The sequence below is a fragment of the Vibrio sp. 1557 genome (assembly GCF_033340175.1).
GTDB lineage: Bacteria > Pseudomonadota > Gammaproteobacteria > Enterobacterales > Vibrionaceae > Vibrio > Vibrio alginolyticus.
In genome coordinates this window covers 402582-418038 of the sequence record NZ_JAWOVZ010000002.1, presented here as the reverse complement: position 1 = coordinate 418038, position 15457 = coordinate 402582, and the positions used below count along the sequence as shown (strand labels likewise).

The 15457-nt window shown below is 44.3% G+C and carries 19 protein-coding genes; all 19 read right to left on the bottom strand.

Annotation, left to right across the window (positions count from 1 at the left end):
- Nucleotides 1–22: 22 nt before the first annotated feature.
- On the bottom strand, nucleotides 23–1501 hold the full coding sequence (locus R7070_RS05325) for a hypothetical protein (protein ID WP_025768120.1): 1479 nt from the start codon (nucleotides 1499–1501) through the stop codon (nucleotides 23–25).
- A 9-nt stretch (nucleotides 1502–1510) separates the two neighbouring features.
- A complete protein-coding gene (locus R7070_RS05320; RefSeq protein ID WP_005387141.1) occupies nucleotides 1511–1969 on the bottom strand; it encodes a CesT family type III secretion system chaperone in 459 nt (152 codons plus the stop codon).
- A 230-nt stretch (nucleotides 1970–2199) separates the two neighbouring features.
- Nucleotides 2200–3177 carry a type III secretion system effector VopR gene (gene vopR, locus R7070_RS05315; protein WP_054579503.1) on the bottom strand — a complete coding sequence of 326 codons (978 nt, stop codon included), beginning with the start codon at nucleotides 3175–3177 and terminating at the stop codon, nucleotides 2200–2202.
- A 10-nt stretch (nucleotides 3178–3187) separates the two neighbouring features.
- A complete protein-coding gene (locus tag R7070_RS05310) occupies nucleotides 3188–3634 on the bottom strand; it encodes a type III secretion system chaperone (protein ID WP_033906168.1) in 447 nt (148 codons plus the stop codon).
- Between the two features lie 255 nt (nucleotides 3635–3889).
- On the bottom strand, nucleotides 3890–5053 hold the full coding sequence (locus R7070_RS05305; protein ID WP_256900152.1) for a VopS family T3SS effector adenosine monophosphate-protein transferase: 1164 nt from the start codon (nucleotides 5051–5053) through the stop codon (nucleotides 3890–3892).
- A gap of 3 nt (nucleotides 5054–5056) precedes the next feature.
- A complete protein-coding gene (locus R7070_RS05300) occupies nucleotides 5057–5542 on the bottom strand; it encodes a type III secretion system chaperone (RefSeq protein WP_318141159.1) in 486 nt (161 codons plus the stop codon).
- 131 nt (nucleotides 5543–5673) lie between these two features.
- Nucleotides 5674–6312 carry an HrpE/YscL family type III secretion apparatus protein gene (locus R7070_RS05295; RefSeq protein ID WP_005387146.1) on the bottom strand — a complete coding sequence of 213 codons (639 nt, stop codon included), beginning with the start codon at nucleotides 6310–6312 and terminating at the stop codon, nucleotides 5674–5676.
- Nucleotides 6291–6956, bottom strand: a complete 666-nt coding sequence (gene vscK / locus R7070_RS05290; protein WP_005387147.1) for a SctK family type III secretion system sorting platform protein VscK — start codon at nucleotides 6954–6956, stop codon at nucleotides 6291–6293. Before vscK ends, R7070_RS05295 begins: the two co-directional genes overlap by 22 nt.
- Complete coding sequence (gene sctJ / locus R7070_RS05285) at nucleotides 6949–7695, bottom strand: type III secretion system inner membrane ring lipoprotein SctJ (protein ID WP_086012989.1); 747 nt, start codon at nucleotides 7693–7695, stop codon at nucleotides 6949–6951. The genes vscK and sctJ overlap by 8 nt, the downstream gene beginning before the upstream one ends.
- Nucleotides 7695–8039, bottom strand: coding sequence for a type III secretion system inner rod subunit SctI (gene sctI / locus R7070_RS05280; protein ID WP_005387149.1), 345 nt, complete (start codon nucleotides 8037–8039; stop codon nucleotides 7695–7697). Before sctI ends, sctJ begins: the two co-directional genes overlap by 1 nt.
- A gap of 8 nt (nucleotides 8040–8047) precedes the next feature.
- The gene (locus R7070_RS05275) at nucleotides 8048–8683 is read right to left on the bottom strand and encodes a YopR family T3SS polymerization control protein (RefSeq protein ID WP_213968879.1); all 636 of its coding nucleotides are present in this window, start codon (nucleotides 8681–8683) and stop codon (nucleotides 8048–8050) included.
- Entirely contained in the window at nucleotides 8680–9039 is a 360-nt protein-coding gene (locus R7070_RS05270) for a YscG family type III secretion system chaperone (RefSeq protein WP_033906171.1), read from the bottom strand. The genes R7070_RS05275 and R7070_RS05270 overlap by 4 nt, the downstream gene beginning before the upstream one ends.
- Before the next feature lie 3 nt (nucleotides 9040–9042).
- The gene (gene sctF / locus R7070_RS05265; protein WP_005377199.1) at nucleotides 9043–9291 is read right to left on the bottom strand and encodes a type III secretion system needle filament subunit SctF; all 249 of its coding nucleotides are present in this window, start codon (nucleotides 9289–9291) and stop codon (nucleotides 9043–9045) included.
- Between the two features lie 18 nt (nucleotides 9292–9309).
- Nucleotides 9310–9513 (bottom strand): EscE/YscE/SsaE family type III secretion system needle protein co-chaperone, encoded by a 204-nt coding sequence (locus tag R7070_RS05260; RefSeq protein WP_256900151.1) that lies wholly within the window; start codon nucleotides 9511–9513, stop codon nucleotides 9310–9312.
- A complete protein-coding gene (sctD, locus tag R7070_RS05255) occupies nucleotides 9500–10801 on the bottom strand; it encodes a type III secretion system inner membrane ring subunit SctD (RefSeq protein ID WP_031781102.1) in 1302 nt (433 codons plus the stop codon). The genes R7070_RS05260 and sctD overlap by 14 nt, the downstream gene beginning before the upstream one ends.
- A gap of 5 nt (nucleotides 10802–10806) precedes the next feature.
- Nucleotides 10807–12681, bottom strand: a complete 1875-nt coding sequence (sctC, locus tag R7070_RS05250; RefSeq protein ID WP_264301745.1) for a type III secretion system outer membrane ring subunit SctC — start codon at nucleotides 12679–12681, stop codon at nucleotides 10807–10809.
- Nucleotides 12678–13106, bottom strand: a complete 429-nt coding sequence (locus R7070_RS05245) for a YscB family type III secretion system chaperone (RefSeq protein ID WP_005377195.1) — start codon at nucleotides 13104–13106, stop codon at nucleotides 12678–12680. The genes sctC and R7070_RS05245 overlap by 4 nt, the downstream gene beginning before the upstream one ends.
- 12 nt (nucleotides 13107–13118) lie before the next feature.
- Nucleotides 13119–14099 (bottom strand): T3SS regulon anti-activator ExsD domain-containing protein, encoded by a 981-nt coding sequence (locus R7070_RS05240; protein ID WP_132937103.1) that lies wholly within the window; start codon nucleotides 14097–14099, stop codon nucleotides 13119–13121.
- Between the two features lie 148 nt (nucleotides 14100–14247).
- Nucleotides 14248–15108 carry an AraC family transcriptional regulator gene (locus tag R7070_RS05235; RefSeq protein ID WP_005377191.1) on the bottom strand — a complete coding sequence of 287 codons (861 nt, stop codon included), beginning with the start codon at nucleotides 15106–15108 and terminating at the stop codon, nucleotides 14248–14250.
- Nucleotides 15109–15457: the final 349 nt, after the last annotated feature.

Below are 15457 nucleotides of genomic sequence, written 5' to 3'. Positions count from 1 at the left end.
CTCCCTACTTTACCATTTGAAATTACACCCAGCCTTCTGCCAAGTACATCAATCGCAATTGACTTGGTGAGCCTAGTTTTTCTAGCGCATCTAATTGGACGTCACTCAGGTTTGGGCATTTATCAAGATAAACTCGTCCGTTTGCTGCATCTAGGGGGAGCTTGTAGGTGAGCTTTTCGTTTATTTTACTTGCTTCCCCTTTATCAATCGCTCGAACAGCTGGCATGAGCCAATCCCAATCTTCTCCTAACAGTTTTTTAAACGCCCCGTTAGCAATAGACTCGGTTTTACTTGGTGCATCCTCTGGGCTTAGCTTCAAGATAGAGTCTACGTCAGGAACCAAGTGCTCACTTGGCTCTGAACCCAACATCTTTTTCAGTGTTAATCGAGCGGTTTCCATCTCTTGTGCCTCTTTAGGCGCTTGAGGAGAAGTCATTGCAGTATTCTCCTTAGGACCAAGGTACGCCATTAATGCGCGGACAGAAGCCGGATCTTGCATACTGAAGGTAAAGTCTCCTTTGGCATTAGAAACTTCAAGCCTTGGTAAAACACCAGACATCTCACCTTGCATGAGTTGTTCTTTGACTTCTGTATTTAGTCCGTATGCTCCAGCTTGGTTCGCCACAAAACCACCGCCGCTCATGATAGCAGTCGTTGCCGCAGAACCGATTGCCTCTTTTGCTATCGGTGTGACGCCCACCGTTGCTACAGAGCTAACACCGAACGTGCCCAGGCTCCCCGTCGCCATACCTAACGTAGCTCCAATGCCACCTTCAGCCGACAGTATCGCATGACCTTGAGCCAAGGTTTGCTGCATCGGCATAGAAAGACGTTGATCTCGCCCTGGCAGCTGTGAAATTTGTTCTAACTGATGATGGTAAGCCTCAGCATCACCATTTACGGCCGCTTTGTGCAACTCTCTACCTGTAGAAATCAATAAGCCAACGCCAGGTAATGCCAAGTTAATAACGGCGTTCACACCAGAACCTTTTAGCTTTTCTTTGCCCATCTGCAGCAGTTCAGCAGCGAAGCCATCCATTTTTCCTGGATACTGGGCTTCTAAACTCACCTGCATACGCGGATCTTTGCTGATCGCATCAAACGTATTTTTAAGCTGCTGGTACGTATCGCTGCTCACTTTTATTTCATCCAATAGGCTGACAACTTCTAAGATTTTACGCTCAGTAAGTGGCTCACCGCGATAGCCTGAAGGACTCACTAGGGAGTAAGCCAACAGCGCAACCTCAGGTTTTTCTTGCTTAAGTAGCGCCTGCTTTAAATCAAGGTGAGTTTTGATGTTTTCTTGGAAAAACTTAGTGTATTTGCTTCTCAATACGCCTTCGTGAATAGAAGCAAACTTGTGACCTTTGTGGAATGTGGAAGGCTCTTTTACTTCACCTCTTTTGCTGATCACTCGGTCATCTTTTTGCGCAGCAACTGCACGAAACTGTTCTAGATCAGGTACTGGGCTTTGGCTGATTTTTTGTGTTGTATTAACCATTTTTCTCTCCTACACACGAAGTGATTGAACATGAGCTTGTTCATGATTAGAGGTGGTTGGAATCGCTTGATCCAACATTGCGAAACGCGCTTGCCACAGCTCGGCCTGTTCAATAACTTCGTGAAACCAAGCGGTAAGGTTCGTCGTATTTAGATGCTCAACGGGTTTACGTCCTGCTAAGACAAGCTGTCGACCGTTTGGAGCCAAAGCAAGTGCGAGGCTGCCACTACCTATTCCTTGATAGTTAGCATGAGCAAGAAGCTCTAAACCTTTTAGTCGTTGTTCACCGGATTTTTCTAACCCTCCGAACGTTACAGACAACATCAAATCATCCGTATCTGTCGCGATGAAATACAACATGTAGCGATCATCGACCAGTAGCTGACAACGTTCATTTTCTTCAAAATTCAGTTCGGGCAACTCATTGAGTTGGCAAAACTCCAAGAGCAGTTGTTGAATCGTGTTCATAACTTTTTCCTTTTGTTTCAATAACTCTATTGAACAACGATTGCAGATTGAACGATGTCGGTAATGGCTTTATTTTTGTCACTTTTTCGCCTGCATTGTGAGGTTTTCCGCAGAAATCTCGCTCTAAAAACGAGTTTCCAGAGTAATAAAAAAGAGCAGCTCAGGGCTGCTCTTTCAATAAAGGTTAGATGCTTAGCATGGTGTATTTGCTCACTTCTTTTGCAGATTGACTAACCCAGTTTATGGCTATCAAAAATGACTTCTGTTGGCGGGAACATATTCGAAACAGGTGGTCGTTGTGCATCTCCAAACATTGGTGCACCGAATGCAGATGTCGCCCACGGGTCAACAATTTTCACATCCTTACTCCACGTTGATGGATCTTTTATGTCGCTCCCCTCTTGTCGACCAACCAGTACATAAAGGTGTGTACCTGAATGACCCTTTTTAAACGCAACCACTTCTACTTTGGGTTCACTTTCAGGTGTTCCTGACATGCCTTGAATCATCTCAGCGGCGGCAGCAAAGGCAAATGTAGTACAGCAGCCGGCTTTCGCGGTTTGTACTGCCTTAGCAATGTTCTGTAGAGTGCTTAATTGCGGTGCGGTTCCTCTTTGTGCTGCAGCTTGAACTCCGTTTGCGGACATCGTCGCTCTGTGATCTTGCATGATTCGCGCTTGATCCGCGTGAAGCTCTTTTAGTCGTGGCTTTCCTTTTGTTTCATAAAACTGTGACCCCTTAACACCGAACGTATTTAAGTCCGTACAGGCAAAATCACCAAGCTTTTGAAGGTTGGCTTTATGTTCGTTGATAAGCGCGACACTCGATGAGGCTTTATTGGTTTTGGAAGAAGAGGCTGCCGTTTGTGCAGTGGGCCAATTTGAGCTAGGACCAGACGACAATCTCTCAAGATTTTTCAGGCTCCCAAGCGTTAACTTGTTTTCACCGTTCAACACATTTTTCAGCATGAGCTTCGCAACATCTTTAGGAATACCCTGCTTAGTAAGCAGGTTCACTACAATATCTTTCGCTTTATTCTGGTGGCTAATACGCGCGCTGATACTTTTATTTTTTGGTGCACCCTCTTTAACAAAAATATCTTTGCCGTTGTGTGCTCGAACCTCTTTGTCGTCAGCCTGATTTTGTGTCGCCAAATGTGACGTTAACTGACTCAACGAGTGCATGTGCGATGTATTAATATTGACCATGTGTGATGCCTTAAACTTGAATAAATGCGTGTACGTCTGTTTGGCTAAAATCTACAACCGTGTTGTTTTGAAATAACTGTCCCCAAGTATCAACTAATTCATTCAACTGAATGATTAAGTTAGCAATGTTGGTGAGTTCACTTCCAGCCGCGATAGCAACTTGAAGAACAACGTCTTTGCGTGTTGGATTCACACAAAACTGCACACCACCTGTTTCTCGATACAAAAAGTTGTATTCAAGTAAAACTTGAAGTTTATCTAGCGTAATATCATCTTGTTCTATAAGCAGGTTTTTGGAAATCAATAACTCGCCTTTTTCCTCTACGAGCAGAACATCGACACTGTTGTTTTCAGCAAAATGCAGTGACCACATTTGATCGTCATACGCTGTCACGCGCTCAAGGTTCAGCACTTCTCCTAGCTCAGAGAGAAGCATATTAATCTTTCCTGTATCCATGTTGTGTCCTGTCTAATTTATTATAACTAAGTGACATCGATATATTTATTTCAGCGAAGCCACTTGGGTATAACGGCTCATTTAAATAAGCGAATAAGGATAAAAGAGATTTTATGGCGAGATAGAAACCGACACTTTATTTCAACGTCTCATTTTTATTGCTATTAGCCGTTTTATTGAGAAGAAAAATTAAGCTTAAGCTGGAAAATAAAAGAGCGGCAATCGCCGCTCCAAAAATTAAATAGAAGTAGAAAATCACTTAATACCGTGAAGGCTATTTTCTGCATCCATAGCTAAAGGATTGAACGAGTCGTTACGAAGTTCTGCTATCGCGTATAGCATGCGCCCCATGCGACCATTTCCATCGGTAAAGCCATGGTACCCGATAACTCCGGCGAACAAATGTTTACCTAAGTCTTTATCTTCTACAGGGTTCTCTTTCAAAAAGCCTTCAATGTGCTGCTTTAACATGCCCTCACCGCCAATACTTGACGGCAAAGTGCCACCCGAAATATTTGGCCCTCGGTAATCACGCTCAACATTAGGCACCAATCGAGCGTGTAGCTCTTTTAGGTTTTCCATATTCAATAAATCTTTACCATTAGACGCGTATTCTTTCAGTAAAGACGTAATATTTTCGGCATCGTTTCCTTTAGAGTTAGAAGCATTAATGATCCACGCCGCAGCTCTTTCAACATTATTGGTTACGCCACTTTTGTTAAACGCATCCTCCGCCAGTCCTTCAGCGTATACACCTTGGCTTAGATCGGTGCTTGCTAGACCTTCGATATGACGTTGCGCCGATTTAAGATGCATCACCTCCATATCAAACACCGCTTGCATTTGATTAATGCTACCTGCCGGGTTTTTCTGCGCTGCAGATACACCACCGCCGTAGTCTTTTACTACACGTCCAGCAAGCGACTTCGCTGCACTTTCGCCAATCAGTGATATGAGGTTTTTACCAGAATCGGTTTCTAACATAGCCTCTGTCATCGCTCGCTCTGCTAACTGGTTTAGCTCAGCAGAGTTCGACTGAACTGATTTACTGTCTAACTTCGCAAAGGCATTTAAGACATCTGATGCGGTTTTTATGCTTCCATCTTTGAAGAACATTTGTCCATGCTCAACAGAAGAAGCAGCTTGTAAACGCTGAGCTTGTCCTTGCTCATTATCAAATACGGCTTTTGTAAGGGCTTTCGCTACCGATTGTGGGCTACCTTCGCGAAACAGTTTTCCTGTCGCTTCAAAAAATCGCGCTACTGCACCATTCGTAGGATTGGCGCGAGTAAATTCTTGGGTCGCTGCGTTGATTTGGTATTCTTTGCCACCAATACTCAGCTTACCTTCGTTAAGTATCTCGTTACGAGCTTGCGGCATGGCAGCCTGCAACGCGCTAACACTTTCAAAACTGATCATGCTTTAAACCCTTAATGTGGAAAAATGAGTGGTATTCGTTTCCGGTACTTCGATTGTTTTATTGGTTACTTCTTGTGTATTCGCACTTTTTAACCACTCGATGAAATTCGCAAATGACTCATCGAAAAAAGATGCAGTTAGCAGTTGCTGAGGCAGGTGTATGAAACCGATATATCCGGTCTCTTCCTCCCAGCATACCGCTGGAGAGCCTTGCGTTAAGGCATCTTTCATATGTTGATGCAAAATATCAGCACTCGGTTTATCACCTGAAATCAGCCCGATAAGCGTCACACGATCTTCTTGTGCACGAATTGTGATTGCTGTGTTTTGCTCAACGAGTAGATGGCAACAATCATCTTCATCAAAAACCAACGGCTCCAATTGGCAGCGGCTGGCAAAATCTGTCAGTAAAGAAGTTATAAATCCATTAGCCATTCGACTAAATAATCCTATTTTTGTTGTTTTAGAGGTGCTGCTTGGTTGCAACACTTATCAACTAAGCAGCTTTCTTAGGTGTATTCTTAAGGATTTATGGCAGTGAATATTTTAGAAATGGTCGGATTTTTTTTGTTTAAAGGCATTAAAATGAAAAAACTCAGCAAGTGCTGAGTTTTTGAGGTTTATTCATGAATCGTAATTTTACGCTCGCTGAGCTGCTTCACCATGGCTTGCTTTAATGCATGCAGCTGTCCATCAATACTGGCGTCGATGATCCCAACTTCTGTTTCCAAAATGCAGCCTCCATTTTTCAAGCGCGCATCTGCTACCACGTCAACGTAACCGACTTCAGGGAAATCACTTAATACACCAGCCACCTTTTCTCTCACCTCAACAACCTGCTCTGGGTGGACATGTAAAATGACCTGCTTTTGGTTACTCACCAGTTGCAACGCTTCTCGAACTACACTCACCGTGGTATCGACATCATCGAAGGTATCGATGATCTTACGTACTGCTTCTAACACCACACCTGTCATTTTTTCTTCGACTTGCTGATAGTAGTCATTACAACGTGCTAAGGTTTCAACCATCGTTTGCGCATTTTCAATCTTGGCTTGTGCAAGGCCATCTTGATAACCACGTTGTTTTTCGGTTTCGTAGGCTTGTTGGGCATTAGCAATGATGCTTTCAGCCTTGGAGTTCGCGGCTTCAACTAAGTGTTGCGAATCCAGATAACTGGCATAATCTTTCGCTTTCAGCACCTTTAAGCCAGGTGCCAGCTGCAAATTGTCTGTTTTTATTTCAACAAATGAAACCATTGAGGAATAACCTGTTTTGCGATTTTTTTTGTGAGTCGATACGCCAGATCTCGTTGATCCGCTTCCAACCAGTTAGCTGTTTCCGCGTTTTCGCTAAGTTGCTTTTCCAATTTGAATTGCCAACGAAGAACAACATCTTCCGGTGAGTTAATCAAAATAAACCTCATCCAAAAATATCCCAGCGCCCTCATGCTTGCTTCAACAGACCTTTCATCCAATAGTTCTGGTAACGAACGCTGCCAGCCTTGCGGCCAGCTGGATAACAGCATCGGCCCGTTTTGAATTAAGAACCGTGCGCCTTCCAAACCAAAAACGTTGTTCAAAACCTGTTTCGGGCGTTTTAAAACAACGCCTCGCATTGCCACACAATGTAAAGCTCCGCCCACCATCAATACGAGTTGGTTCAACGCATCCGCTGGGAGCAACGCCAAGCTATGGCAAGGTTTGTTAAAAGCCGTCTCAGGAACGGGAGATAACGCCCACTCATTTATGCACCATTGGTTAAACATGGGGTTATCTCTCCAGCCTTCGATATTTAGTAACCAAGGCTGCTTTTGCTCTATCCAACTTCTATGGATGTACTGGCAAGGCGCATAGTTAAACTGGTGTTGTACCTGCGCGAGTGGTGTTTCTGGTTTAACCACGCTTCGTGTTCCTACGACACCATGTAAAAGTAGCGATATTCGAGCCGATGAGTGCCGCTACCAAGAACACCAAAATGGCGATAAGATTATTCGCCGTCTCTTTGGTGACCTGAACCGACAAAATGCTTTTAAATTGATTGTTTTGAGTAGCAACTCGAACCTCTGATGAGGGTACCATCACTACGCTGATTCGATCGTAGTTCAGCCCCTCAATGCTATTGTTCACTAATAATTTGATCTGTGGAACATATGAATCAAGCGCAATATCTGCTGCGTGTTTAATAAATACGGAGGCAGAAGCTGGAGTTGGGCGCTCTCCTGGACGCAGATCTTGATCTTCCAAAACAACATGAACACGTGCCACTAGCACGCCATCAATCTGAGATAAGGTTGAGGAGAGCTCCTGAGATTTCGCGTATACCAAACGTGCTCGTTCTGCTAATGGTGACGAGATCAAATCGTCTTTGGGAAACACTTCTTTCAGTGTGGAAAACTGCTCTCTTGGATAACCTTTTCGCTTTAGCGCGTCTACCGCGAAGGCGATTTGAGAACTGTCTACCATTAACTTGACGGTGTTGTCTTTGTCAGGCTCTTTTGTTGCAACGACACCTTCGGATAGTAAGATCGACAACATCTCATTACCCTCTTTCTGAGTAACGTTGGTGTATAACTCGGTCTGACAACCTACCAGAAACAACGTGAGCATGATGAAAACTGCTCTCATTTTATTCATCATCACTATTGTGCCTTCAATAAGGTTTCTACGTTTTGTGTGGTTTTACCCACGGTTTTCGCGATCAGCTCTTCTTGAAAAGTAATGCGTGTCAGCGCCCACTGCATTTGCAGTAATTGCGCCGGATCATCACCCACCATCTTCATGTTGTCTTGCAGGTTACTTTTCGCGTTATCGATAGTGTTTTTCAACTCGCTGATGTTTTCTAGCAAACCTCCCTCCAGGCCATTACTTGCCTCGGGAACCGACATGGCTTGCTCAAAACGTTCGCTTAAACCGTCTTCGACTTGCGCATCCTGTAACTTATCAATGTTGGTTTGCATCACCTCGGTGTACTGCGTGTTTATCATATGTACTCCTAAGATAAATCTAACTTGTGACTGTGAGTCATGATGTTTTTCACCATCGCATTTTTTTGGATCATGAAGCTAAGTTCATCACGAACCATGTCCAGTGTTGATGCCATATCAGGTAACGACTTCAACTCTGCCCAGCAATGCCATAAGGCTTGTTCTTTCTGGGCACCCAGTGGAAAATGCTGCGCTAGCATTGCTTTTAGTGCTGTTTTATCAGCAGGTGGTTCGGCAATAAGCTGTCCCGAAAAATTCCCTAGTAACTCCTGCTTCAACACCTTTAACAAATCAGATTGTGGCTGATCGTTGCCTTTTGCACTCTTCGCCTCATGAAAGGCGTACCACATTGCCTCTCGTTTAACTTGAGGGTCGGAAAACGCTTCATTTAACGATGATAAGACACTTTGTTTACTGACAACCTCTGCGTCTTTTAATGATTCGTACCACGCTTTAATCTCCGCCAGTTTCGCTTCTGTTTTCTCTAGCGTCTCTTTTGGAGAAACATGTGAAACTTGCTCTTGCTTGTCACTTCGCTCCATGAGTGCTTTCATCTTGTCTTCATCGCTCCGCTCATAATGGCGCGACTCCGACTGACGCAAAGATTGGTGTTGAAGACTTAGGTTGCTTGAATCAATGATCATCCAAGATTCCTAATGTCCTGAGAAAAGCTCGCAGCAAATGCTTGGCTTTCTTCGCTTCCTTGTGACGCAAGTTCTACCCAGTTTTCCGCTTTGCTCAGTAAACCGGCTTTGGCAGAAGCAAGAGCCGCTAAGCTGATCAGATCTGGATAGGCGTTACAAAGTGGTTCGAGTAATTGATGAGCCTCTTCATACAAGCCTTTATTCATGAGGCTCATTGCACGAATCATCGCAACGGTCTCTTCAGAACCTGAGCTTGCTTCAAGGCCATCTGCAATCGTGTTGGCTTCTTGATGACGATGCATACCTGTTGCCATCAGCGCGATTTCAGCCAGCAGTTGGCGCGTTTCTCGTTCCATGCTTTACACCTTCTGGAGAATCGACTGCATCACATCTTTAATCGCACGAGTCGTGGTCGCATTGATATTGTAAACAACAGACCATTTGTTGATCGCGTGCTGAAGCTCGGCAAGCTTTGATGGATCATCGGCATTGGTTTCTAGGTTCTTGATGGCTGCCGTCACTTCTGTGTTGGCATCTTTCGCTTGTTGTTCTAACTTAGCTTTAACATCATCAAGGTTTACACTGTTACTAGCATCGTAAAATGACATAAGACTTCCTCGTATTTTTTAGTTAGCTTCGTATGATTCAACGACCGCATGGGCGGCTGTGTAAGCTTCATACTGTTTGAGTAGCAATTGGTACTGCTGTGGTGAGCACCCTAAATCCAACTGACGTTTCACCACCGCTTGTGCTTCTAAGAGCTTGCTCTTAATCTTGCGCACTTCCGCACCGTTTGTGTCGTTATTTAAAATTTGTTCAAGATTTGTCATTGTTCGTCTCGCCTTCATATCCGAGTTCTATTGTTATCACCCGCCCGCCTTTAACCAACTCAATACCAGCAGGTGTAACACTGGATATTCGGTAGCCCTGAGGCGTTCTTGCACCGACCATATAGCGAACATTATCGGTCAGAATCACATATGGAACCTGGCCAAAGTTAACGCTACGAAACGGGAAATCGATGTTGGTGCCTTTACTCACCTTAGGTATGGATTTCAAAACTAAGTACGGTTTCTCACCATATTGTTCCCGGAAGTCTCGGGTCACACCGTAAAATCGAGTCGTTTCGATATCATCAAGCTCACCACGAACTTCGATGCGATCACCGCTGGTGACCAACTGGACTTTTTTCAGTAGCTCCGCATCCGTCAATAACGCTTTTAGCGTATCCATGTAGGCACCCGCTCGCTGCAGTTCAACCTTCCACGCAATAAGACCCGGCACGTCTCGCTCCAAGATTTGTTCAACTTGGTTCCAGCGGCTTGCATCATCGATATAGCCCGTCAGCAGCAGTGTGCCGGTCTCATCGCCATTTTCGACTTTCACTTGGTGATAGCCGAGGTTGCGCAAAATAAATCGAACCCCGCGACGGATTTCTTCCATCGTTCTTAAGTCACTTTTGTAATTGATGCCCAATACATCAATTCGACCAAGCAGATCGAGTTTCTGTGTTCGGTCTTCAACATAGCCCTCTAGGACTGCTTGGCGTGCGGCGGCATTCCATTCCACACGAACGTCGCTAAGTTTGAGCTCGCCTAAGATGTTACGTACCAAAACAATGGGTTCTGCTTCTGTAACAATTTCATTGTTGCTTCCGTTAGCTTGGCTGTACCACATACCAGCAAAAATGACACTCGGGACAAAACTACAAAGCAAAGCGATGAGCGTTGTTTTTTTCCAGCTAGAGCGTTGCACAGCAACCACAGGTGTATTCTGTTGGCTAGATTCGTCGCTGACGTTACTCACAATTAACGCATCTTCCGCGTATCCCAGAGCGAACTTCACAACGCCGACCGAGACAACAGCATGGCGTGACAACTCGATACCATCACCTGCAACAGCGATGTCTTCACTGTTAATATTTGCCTCTTCGCAGCCTCGTAAAATGACCGAGTCTTGCTGGCAAACGAGGGTGAAATGGTTCGCTTCGACCCCAGCATCAGACAGTACAAGATCAGCAATAAAGTCGTCACTGCCAAGCACGAGAGCACCTTCAGGTAAGGTGACTTCTACTCCGGTATGCACGCCTGATAAAATACGAATTTTCCATTGCTGCATCGCGGTTAAGACTCCTCTGAAGGGCGCACACACTCACTTTGTGAGTCATCACATTCCAATACTTTCACCCGCCAACCCTTTTGCCCTGTTGGTAATTGGCACTGCGTTAATTGAGACGACTTTTTCTGTGACAATAAGTCTTGTTGATAGCGCTCGGCTTGAACCCTCGATGTGCAGCTATATACTTCCACTACCGATTTAAATTCAGCGCTATTGTTGGAGATGTTGTTAAGCTTGCCGATACTTGGTCGCAAGTCATATTCGTTGCCAATCAACACACTATCGCCAATACCATCCACAACAATTCGAGGTTCTAAAATAAACATTCGTACTGTGCGGCGCTTAGTGTTGGTATTACTTCTAAACAGCGCGCCTAAATATGGGATGTCTCCTAGCAATGGTACTTTACGTAACTGATGGCTCACTTCATCTCGGTACACACCACCGATAAGTAAGCTTTGCCCTTGTTTAACCGTCGCTAAGGTGCTGATTTCAGTTTTACGAACGGAAGGAAGATCATCGACGCCACCATCAGCGATCTTTGCACCGTCTTCGAGATGAAGGCTCAGGTTAATTTCAGGTCGTGCAGCAAATCTATCACCAACGATACGTGGGACAATTCTCAGTAACGTGCCATACGTGACCTCTTCCAGCGCTGCGGTTTCTTTACCAACCAGCTTGACGTAAAAAGTGCTGCTGTTGTTCAGTACCGCTTCGACATTTTCCTGAGTTAACAATGTTGGTCTTGAAACCACTTGAGCACTGCCTTTAGATTCCAATAAACGAATTTGAGCCAGCAAGTAATTTAGGTTGGTTGAATCAAGCAAGGACTTAAAGTTCTGTCCACTGCCGAGCGTCACATCCCCCGAATTCACATCACCTGTTGTTTTGATATCGACAATGCGGTTGTTTCCGACAGACACTCCCGCTCGCCAATCCACGCCTAACTGACTTAAATCGTTGGCACTGATATCGACAATCGATAGCGCGACTTCAATTCTTGATTGCGGCTGGTCTAATTGCGCGACCAGTTTACGATAGAGCGGTAATCGTGCTTGAGTATCACGAACGATAATCGCATTAAGACCCGGCTCTGCTTCAACTGTTGCGCCACCATGAACTGAGGCGGTTTTATTACTTTTTACAGGCTTATCTGGACTGGTAACTTCTTTGCTAGACGCACTCGCCACTTGCGTTTGAACACCAGACACGACCCGTTTTAACACCGATGCGATGCCCGGGACCGTAATTGTCTGATCTCGATATGCAATTTCTCTATCCGTTGCAGAAGCGTACTTCAAAGGAATTATCTCAACGAATAATTCGTCGGTTGAATTCGATTTCTGCAGCAAGCGCGTTTCCAATGCCTCCGCCGTTTGTACCACTAAGTCGACATAACGTGGAGGACCCGCAAGATAGACTAACCCTTTGCTCTCAGCAGCTCTCCAACCATAACGAGAATCCCAAACGCCGGTGGAAATTAACGTACTGCGTAGCTCTCTAGCCGTAAGTAATTCCAATTGAAGTAAACGTGAGCGAGTTTCTGTCGCCTTATAGACATGTAAGACGGCACCATCGAAATACCACATCAAGTTGTACACTTGCGATAAGTAATCGAGGAATTCCGCCGGATCTTCAGGGGTAAAACGCCCATTCACTCGATCGTTGACTTTGTCACTAACAGAAACCGAGACACGATAATTTGCACCGAAGTTATTCAACAACTCTTTTAATGAGTCGTTATCTGCATAGTAGCGGAACGGTTGTTCGGGCCAGTGTAAGTCTGTTGCTTGCGCATATCCCAAAGGAACAACACTCACTGCGCATAGCAATGCCTTTGTTGCAGCACGTCTAATGTTGGGAAAGATTTTTTGCATCATGGTAACCACACTGTATGGTTGATTGTGTGGTTCACGCGTTCTTGTTCCAATAATGCAATGTAACGCTCACATAGATTGACGTGCTTAGAAAGCAAAGCAGAGAACCGTTCCACGGAACAGTCCTCAACCCTTACTTTACTTTGCAAAATCAATTGCTGATCATCATTGGTTGTCAGTACGCCGCCATCCTCACGAATGGTTTTTAATGAGAGCTGCATGCAACGTTGTAACGCTTGTTCTTGTTGATAATCTAGATGCTCTTTAAACTGGAAGGGTAACGTCGCTTCCCATAAAATCCATGACGCATGTTGCTTGATGGTCAGTGATAACTGGTCAACCTCGATGTTGTAAGAACCATTTTCTGAGGCAATAAAATCCCCTACCTTTAGCGCTTCCGCTAAAGACTTCATCATCTTATCTAACATTTAACGCCCTATTTAGATCTGGCTGAGGTGATTGCAAGCCTGGCCGCACTGACCACTTTGAGTATCAAAATAGTAGTGATCGATATCACCAACAGTTTGCATGTTCTTGAACCATTGCCATACTTTCGCAACCGCATTTTGGTCGTTGTAAACCACATCGCATGCATCCCAAACTTCGTTCAGCTCGGGGGCCTCAAGTCGCACTTCCGAACACCAATTTTTCCACTCAGAAATAAATTGTTCGGTTGTAGAGGTGTACTCCGCGAACCCTTTCAGCTCGTCTAAAGACGGTTGCCACTTCTCAATTAACGAACGATGACATTTAATCACTTGCAACTGTTGTTCGCTTAACGTCCCAAGTTGCTTTTTAAGTTGATGCTGCTGGCTCTTAATAAGATCGAGTTGCTGTTGAACAAAGACGGCACTGGTGTCTTCCCCTGATAGCTTCGACCAATATTCCTTCTGAATATCGAGTTGATTGATAAGTTGTTCAACTTTAATCGAAGCATGAAGAGCACTTTGATCGACTTGTCGGTTAATCCACTCGTTGAGTGATAAATGGAAACAAAGCATCAACGTTTTTGGGACAGCCAAATTAAAGCGAAAGCCCAGACGAGAGTTGATGTAGTCCAGCCTTTGTTCGAACGTTGTGATTGTGCTGCTATCACTGAGCTGCGATCCAATTTCCAAAAATAAACGCATGGCAAACCGGTCTATCGAAGCACCAAGTTTTTGATACGTTTTTACTAACTGGCTAGCGCACAGGCTATCGACGACATTTCTATCCAACAAGCGTTGAAGTAAAGATAACTGCTCATAATTTATGACGCCTTCACTCAACAATTGTCGGTGATTGACGTGCACAACATTGAGATCCTGCGTAGGTTTCGAGGCGCTTTCATAACGAGCTCCTCTTTGTAAAACAGTCACTTTCCGCTGTGTCACTATGCTGTCTGGAAAAAGCGAACGGCGTCGCCAATGCTGCTTTTTCATTTATGTTCGTCTCCGCACCCCTTTCGAACAATCCAGAAAGAAAGAGATGTAATAATTTTTAATCGTTCGTTGTTACACGATACATAATAGAATTTACACTGGTGAGTGACTTTCAAAATTAGTCAGAAAATTTTAGTCCCAAGTCATTTCATTTCGCGATAGCCACTTGATCGTCTCCCGAACGTACGCGGCTTGGGGTCGTTCCAAAACGACGACGGTAACTCTGTGTAAAGTAAGACTGGCTGGAAAACCCTGCCTCCATCGCCACATCTACGATGCTCATCTTGCTCGTCAACAGCAGTTTATGAGCATGCAGTAGTCGACGCTCACTGATCCAAGCTCTTGGAGAAATGCCATAGTGCTCATTAAAAAGCTCTTTAAAAGTGGTTAAGCTGGCACCAAACTCCTGCGCGTAGTCTGTCAACTTCCATTCTTTTAAGTAATGCTGTTCCATAAATCGACGTAACCGTTCCGACGTACGGTTTGTTTGTTGTGACAGCAACGCATACAGTGATTCTCCTCCTTTGCTGTGTAGCAAGAGAATGAGTAGTTCTTCGTATTTTAGGCACATAATGGCATCAGGGTACGCTTGTTGCTCAAGCGTCTGCATGCTAGAAAGCACTTGTTCAACGAGTATGTTCAAACCAAAAGTAAACAAACCAGAACAAACTTTGTCTACCTTAGGCAGCATCATCAAGAGATCACTGTGTTTTTGCAGCAACTGACTAACGAGTTCATTGTCGTAGGCAATGATCGACGCTTTGTATGCCCCATCTAGCGGAGAGTACTCTAACAAGTAATCTCCTTGGGATAGAAATACCCCATTTTCTGCAGCAACATCGATTGTGCAATCACCTGTTTGAACTCGAAGCTGACCATTGTGAACGACAACAATGTGAGACTGGTCTGAGTGAAATACTTCGTCAGATTTTTCATAGCAGGAAAAACTACGAATTTTTCGTGAACTCGAGTCGACCCTTTCTGAGTTTAGTTGGCCTGACACATCCATTTTCTACCCTTCATTATTTTGAGTTTCTCAGTGCAAATGTTGAGAAACTTTCAAAGCACTACTTTGATTGTTGTTATTTCTAAGTACTGCTGTATGAATAAAAGAAGCAAAGAAAAGAGCATAGAAGTTCTATCACTTACCATACCCCCCGAATAATTAGCGAATAACCCAAGCATTACCTTTACCTAAAGGTAAAAGTTTGACTTAGTAAATTTCTGCTGTCCGTCTTTATTATTTTTATCAGATAGCGTTTATCATTAGCCAAAACTTAAATATCATTTCGTTATTTAAGTTTGGTTGTTTTGTTATACATTAGAATACAATTAAATAGATTTCGGCATCGTTTCGA

What these genes read in the sequence shown, in the direction of transcription:
- R7070_RS05325 (WP_025768120.1), bottom strand. Translation starts at nt 1,501, where the DNA reads ATGGTTAATACAACACAAAAAATCAGCCAAAGCCCAGTACCTGATCTA.
- R7070_RS05320 (WP_005387141.1), bottom strand. Translation starts at nt 1,969, where the DNA reads ATGAACACGATTCAACAACTGCTCTTGGAGTTTTGCCAACTCAATGAG.
- vopR (WP_054579503.1), bottom strand. Translation starts at nt 3,177, where the DNA reads ATGGTCAATATTAATACATCGCACATGCACTCGTTGAGTCAGTTAACG.
- R7070_RS05310 (WP_033906168.1), bottom strand. Translation starts at nt 3,634, where the DNA reads ATGGATACAGGAAAGATTAATATGCTTCTCTCTGAGCTAGGAGAAGTG.
- R7070_RS05305 (WP_256900152.1), bottom strand. Translation starts at nt 5,053, where the DNA reads ATGATCAGTTTTGAAAGTGTTAGCGCGTTGCAGGCTGCCATGCCGCAA.
- R7070_RS05295 (WP_005387146.1), bottom strand. Translation starts at nt 6,312, where the DNA reads ATGGTTTCATTTGTTGAAATAAAAACAGACAATTTGCAGCTGGCACCT.
- sctI (WP_005387149.1), bottom strand. Translation starts at nt 8,039, where the DNA reads ATGATAAACACGCAGTACACCGAGGTGATGCAAACCAACATTGATAAG.
- R7070_RS05275 (WP_213968879.1), bottom strand. Translation starts at nt 8,683, where the DNA reads ATGATCATTGATTCAAGCAACCTAAGTCTTCAACACCAATCTTTGCGT.
- R7070_RS05270 (WP_033906171.1), bottom strand. Translation starts at nt 9,039, where the DNA reads ATGGAACGAGAAACGCGCCAACTGCTGGCTGAAATCGCGCTGATGGCA.
- sctF (WP_005377199.1), bottom strand. Translation starts at nt 9,291, where the DNA reads ATGTCATTTTACGATGCTAGTAACAGTGTAAACCTTGATGATGTTAAA.
- R7070_RS05260 (WP_256900151.1), bottom strand. Translation starts at nt 9,513, where the DNA reads ATGACAAATCTTGAACAAATTTTAAATAACGACACAAACGGTGCGGAA.
- sctD (WP_031781102.1), bottom strand. Translation starts at nt 10,801, where the DNA reads ATGCAGCAATGGAAAATTCGTATTTTATCAGGCGTGCATACCGGAGTA.
- sctC (WP_264301745.1), bottom strand. Translation starts at nt 12,681, where the DNA reads ATGATGCAAAAAATCTTTCCCAACATTAGACGTGCTGCAACAAAGGCA.
- R7070_RS05245 (WP_005377195.1), bottom strand. Translation starts at nt 13,106, where the DNA reads ATGTTAGATAAGATGATGAAGTCTTTAGCGGAAGCGCTAAAGGTAGGG.
- R7070_RS05240 (WP_132937103.1), bottom strand. Translation starts at nt 14,099, where the DNA reads ATGAAAAAGCAGCATTGGCGACGCCGTTCGCTTTTTCCAGACAGCATA.
- R7070_RS05235 (WP_005377191.1), bottom strand. Translation starts at nt 15,108, where the DNA reads ATGGATGTGTCAGGCCAACTAAACTCAGAAAGGGTCGACTCGAGTTCA.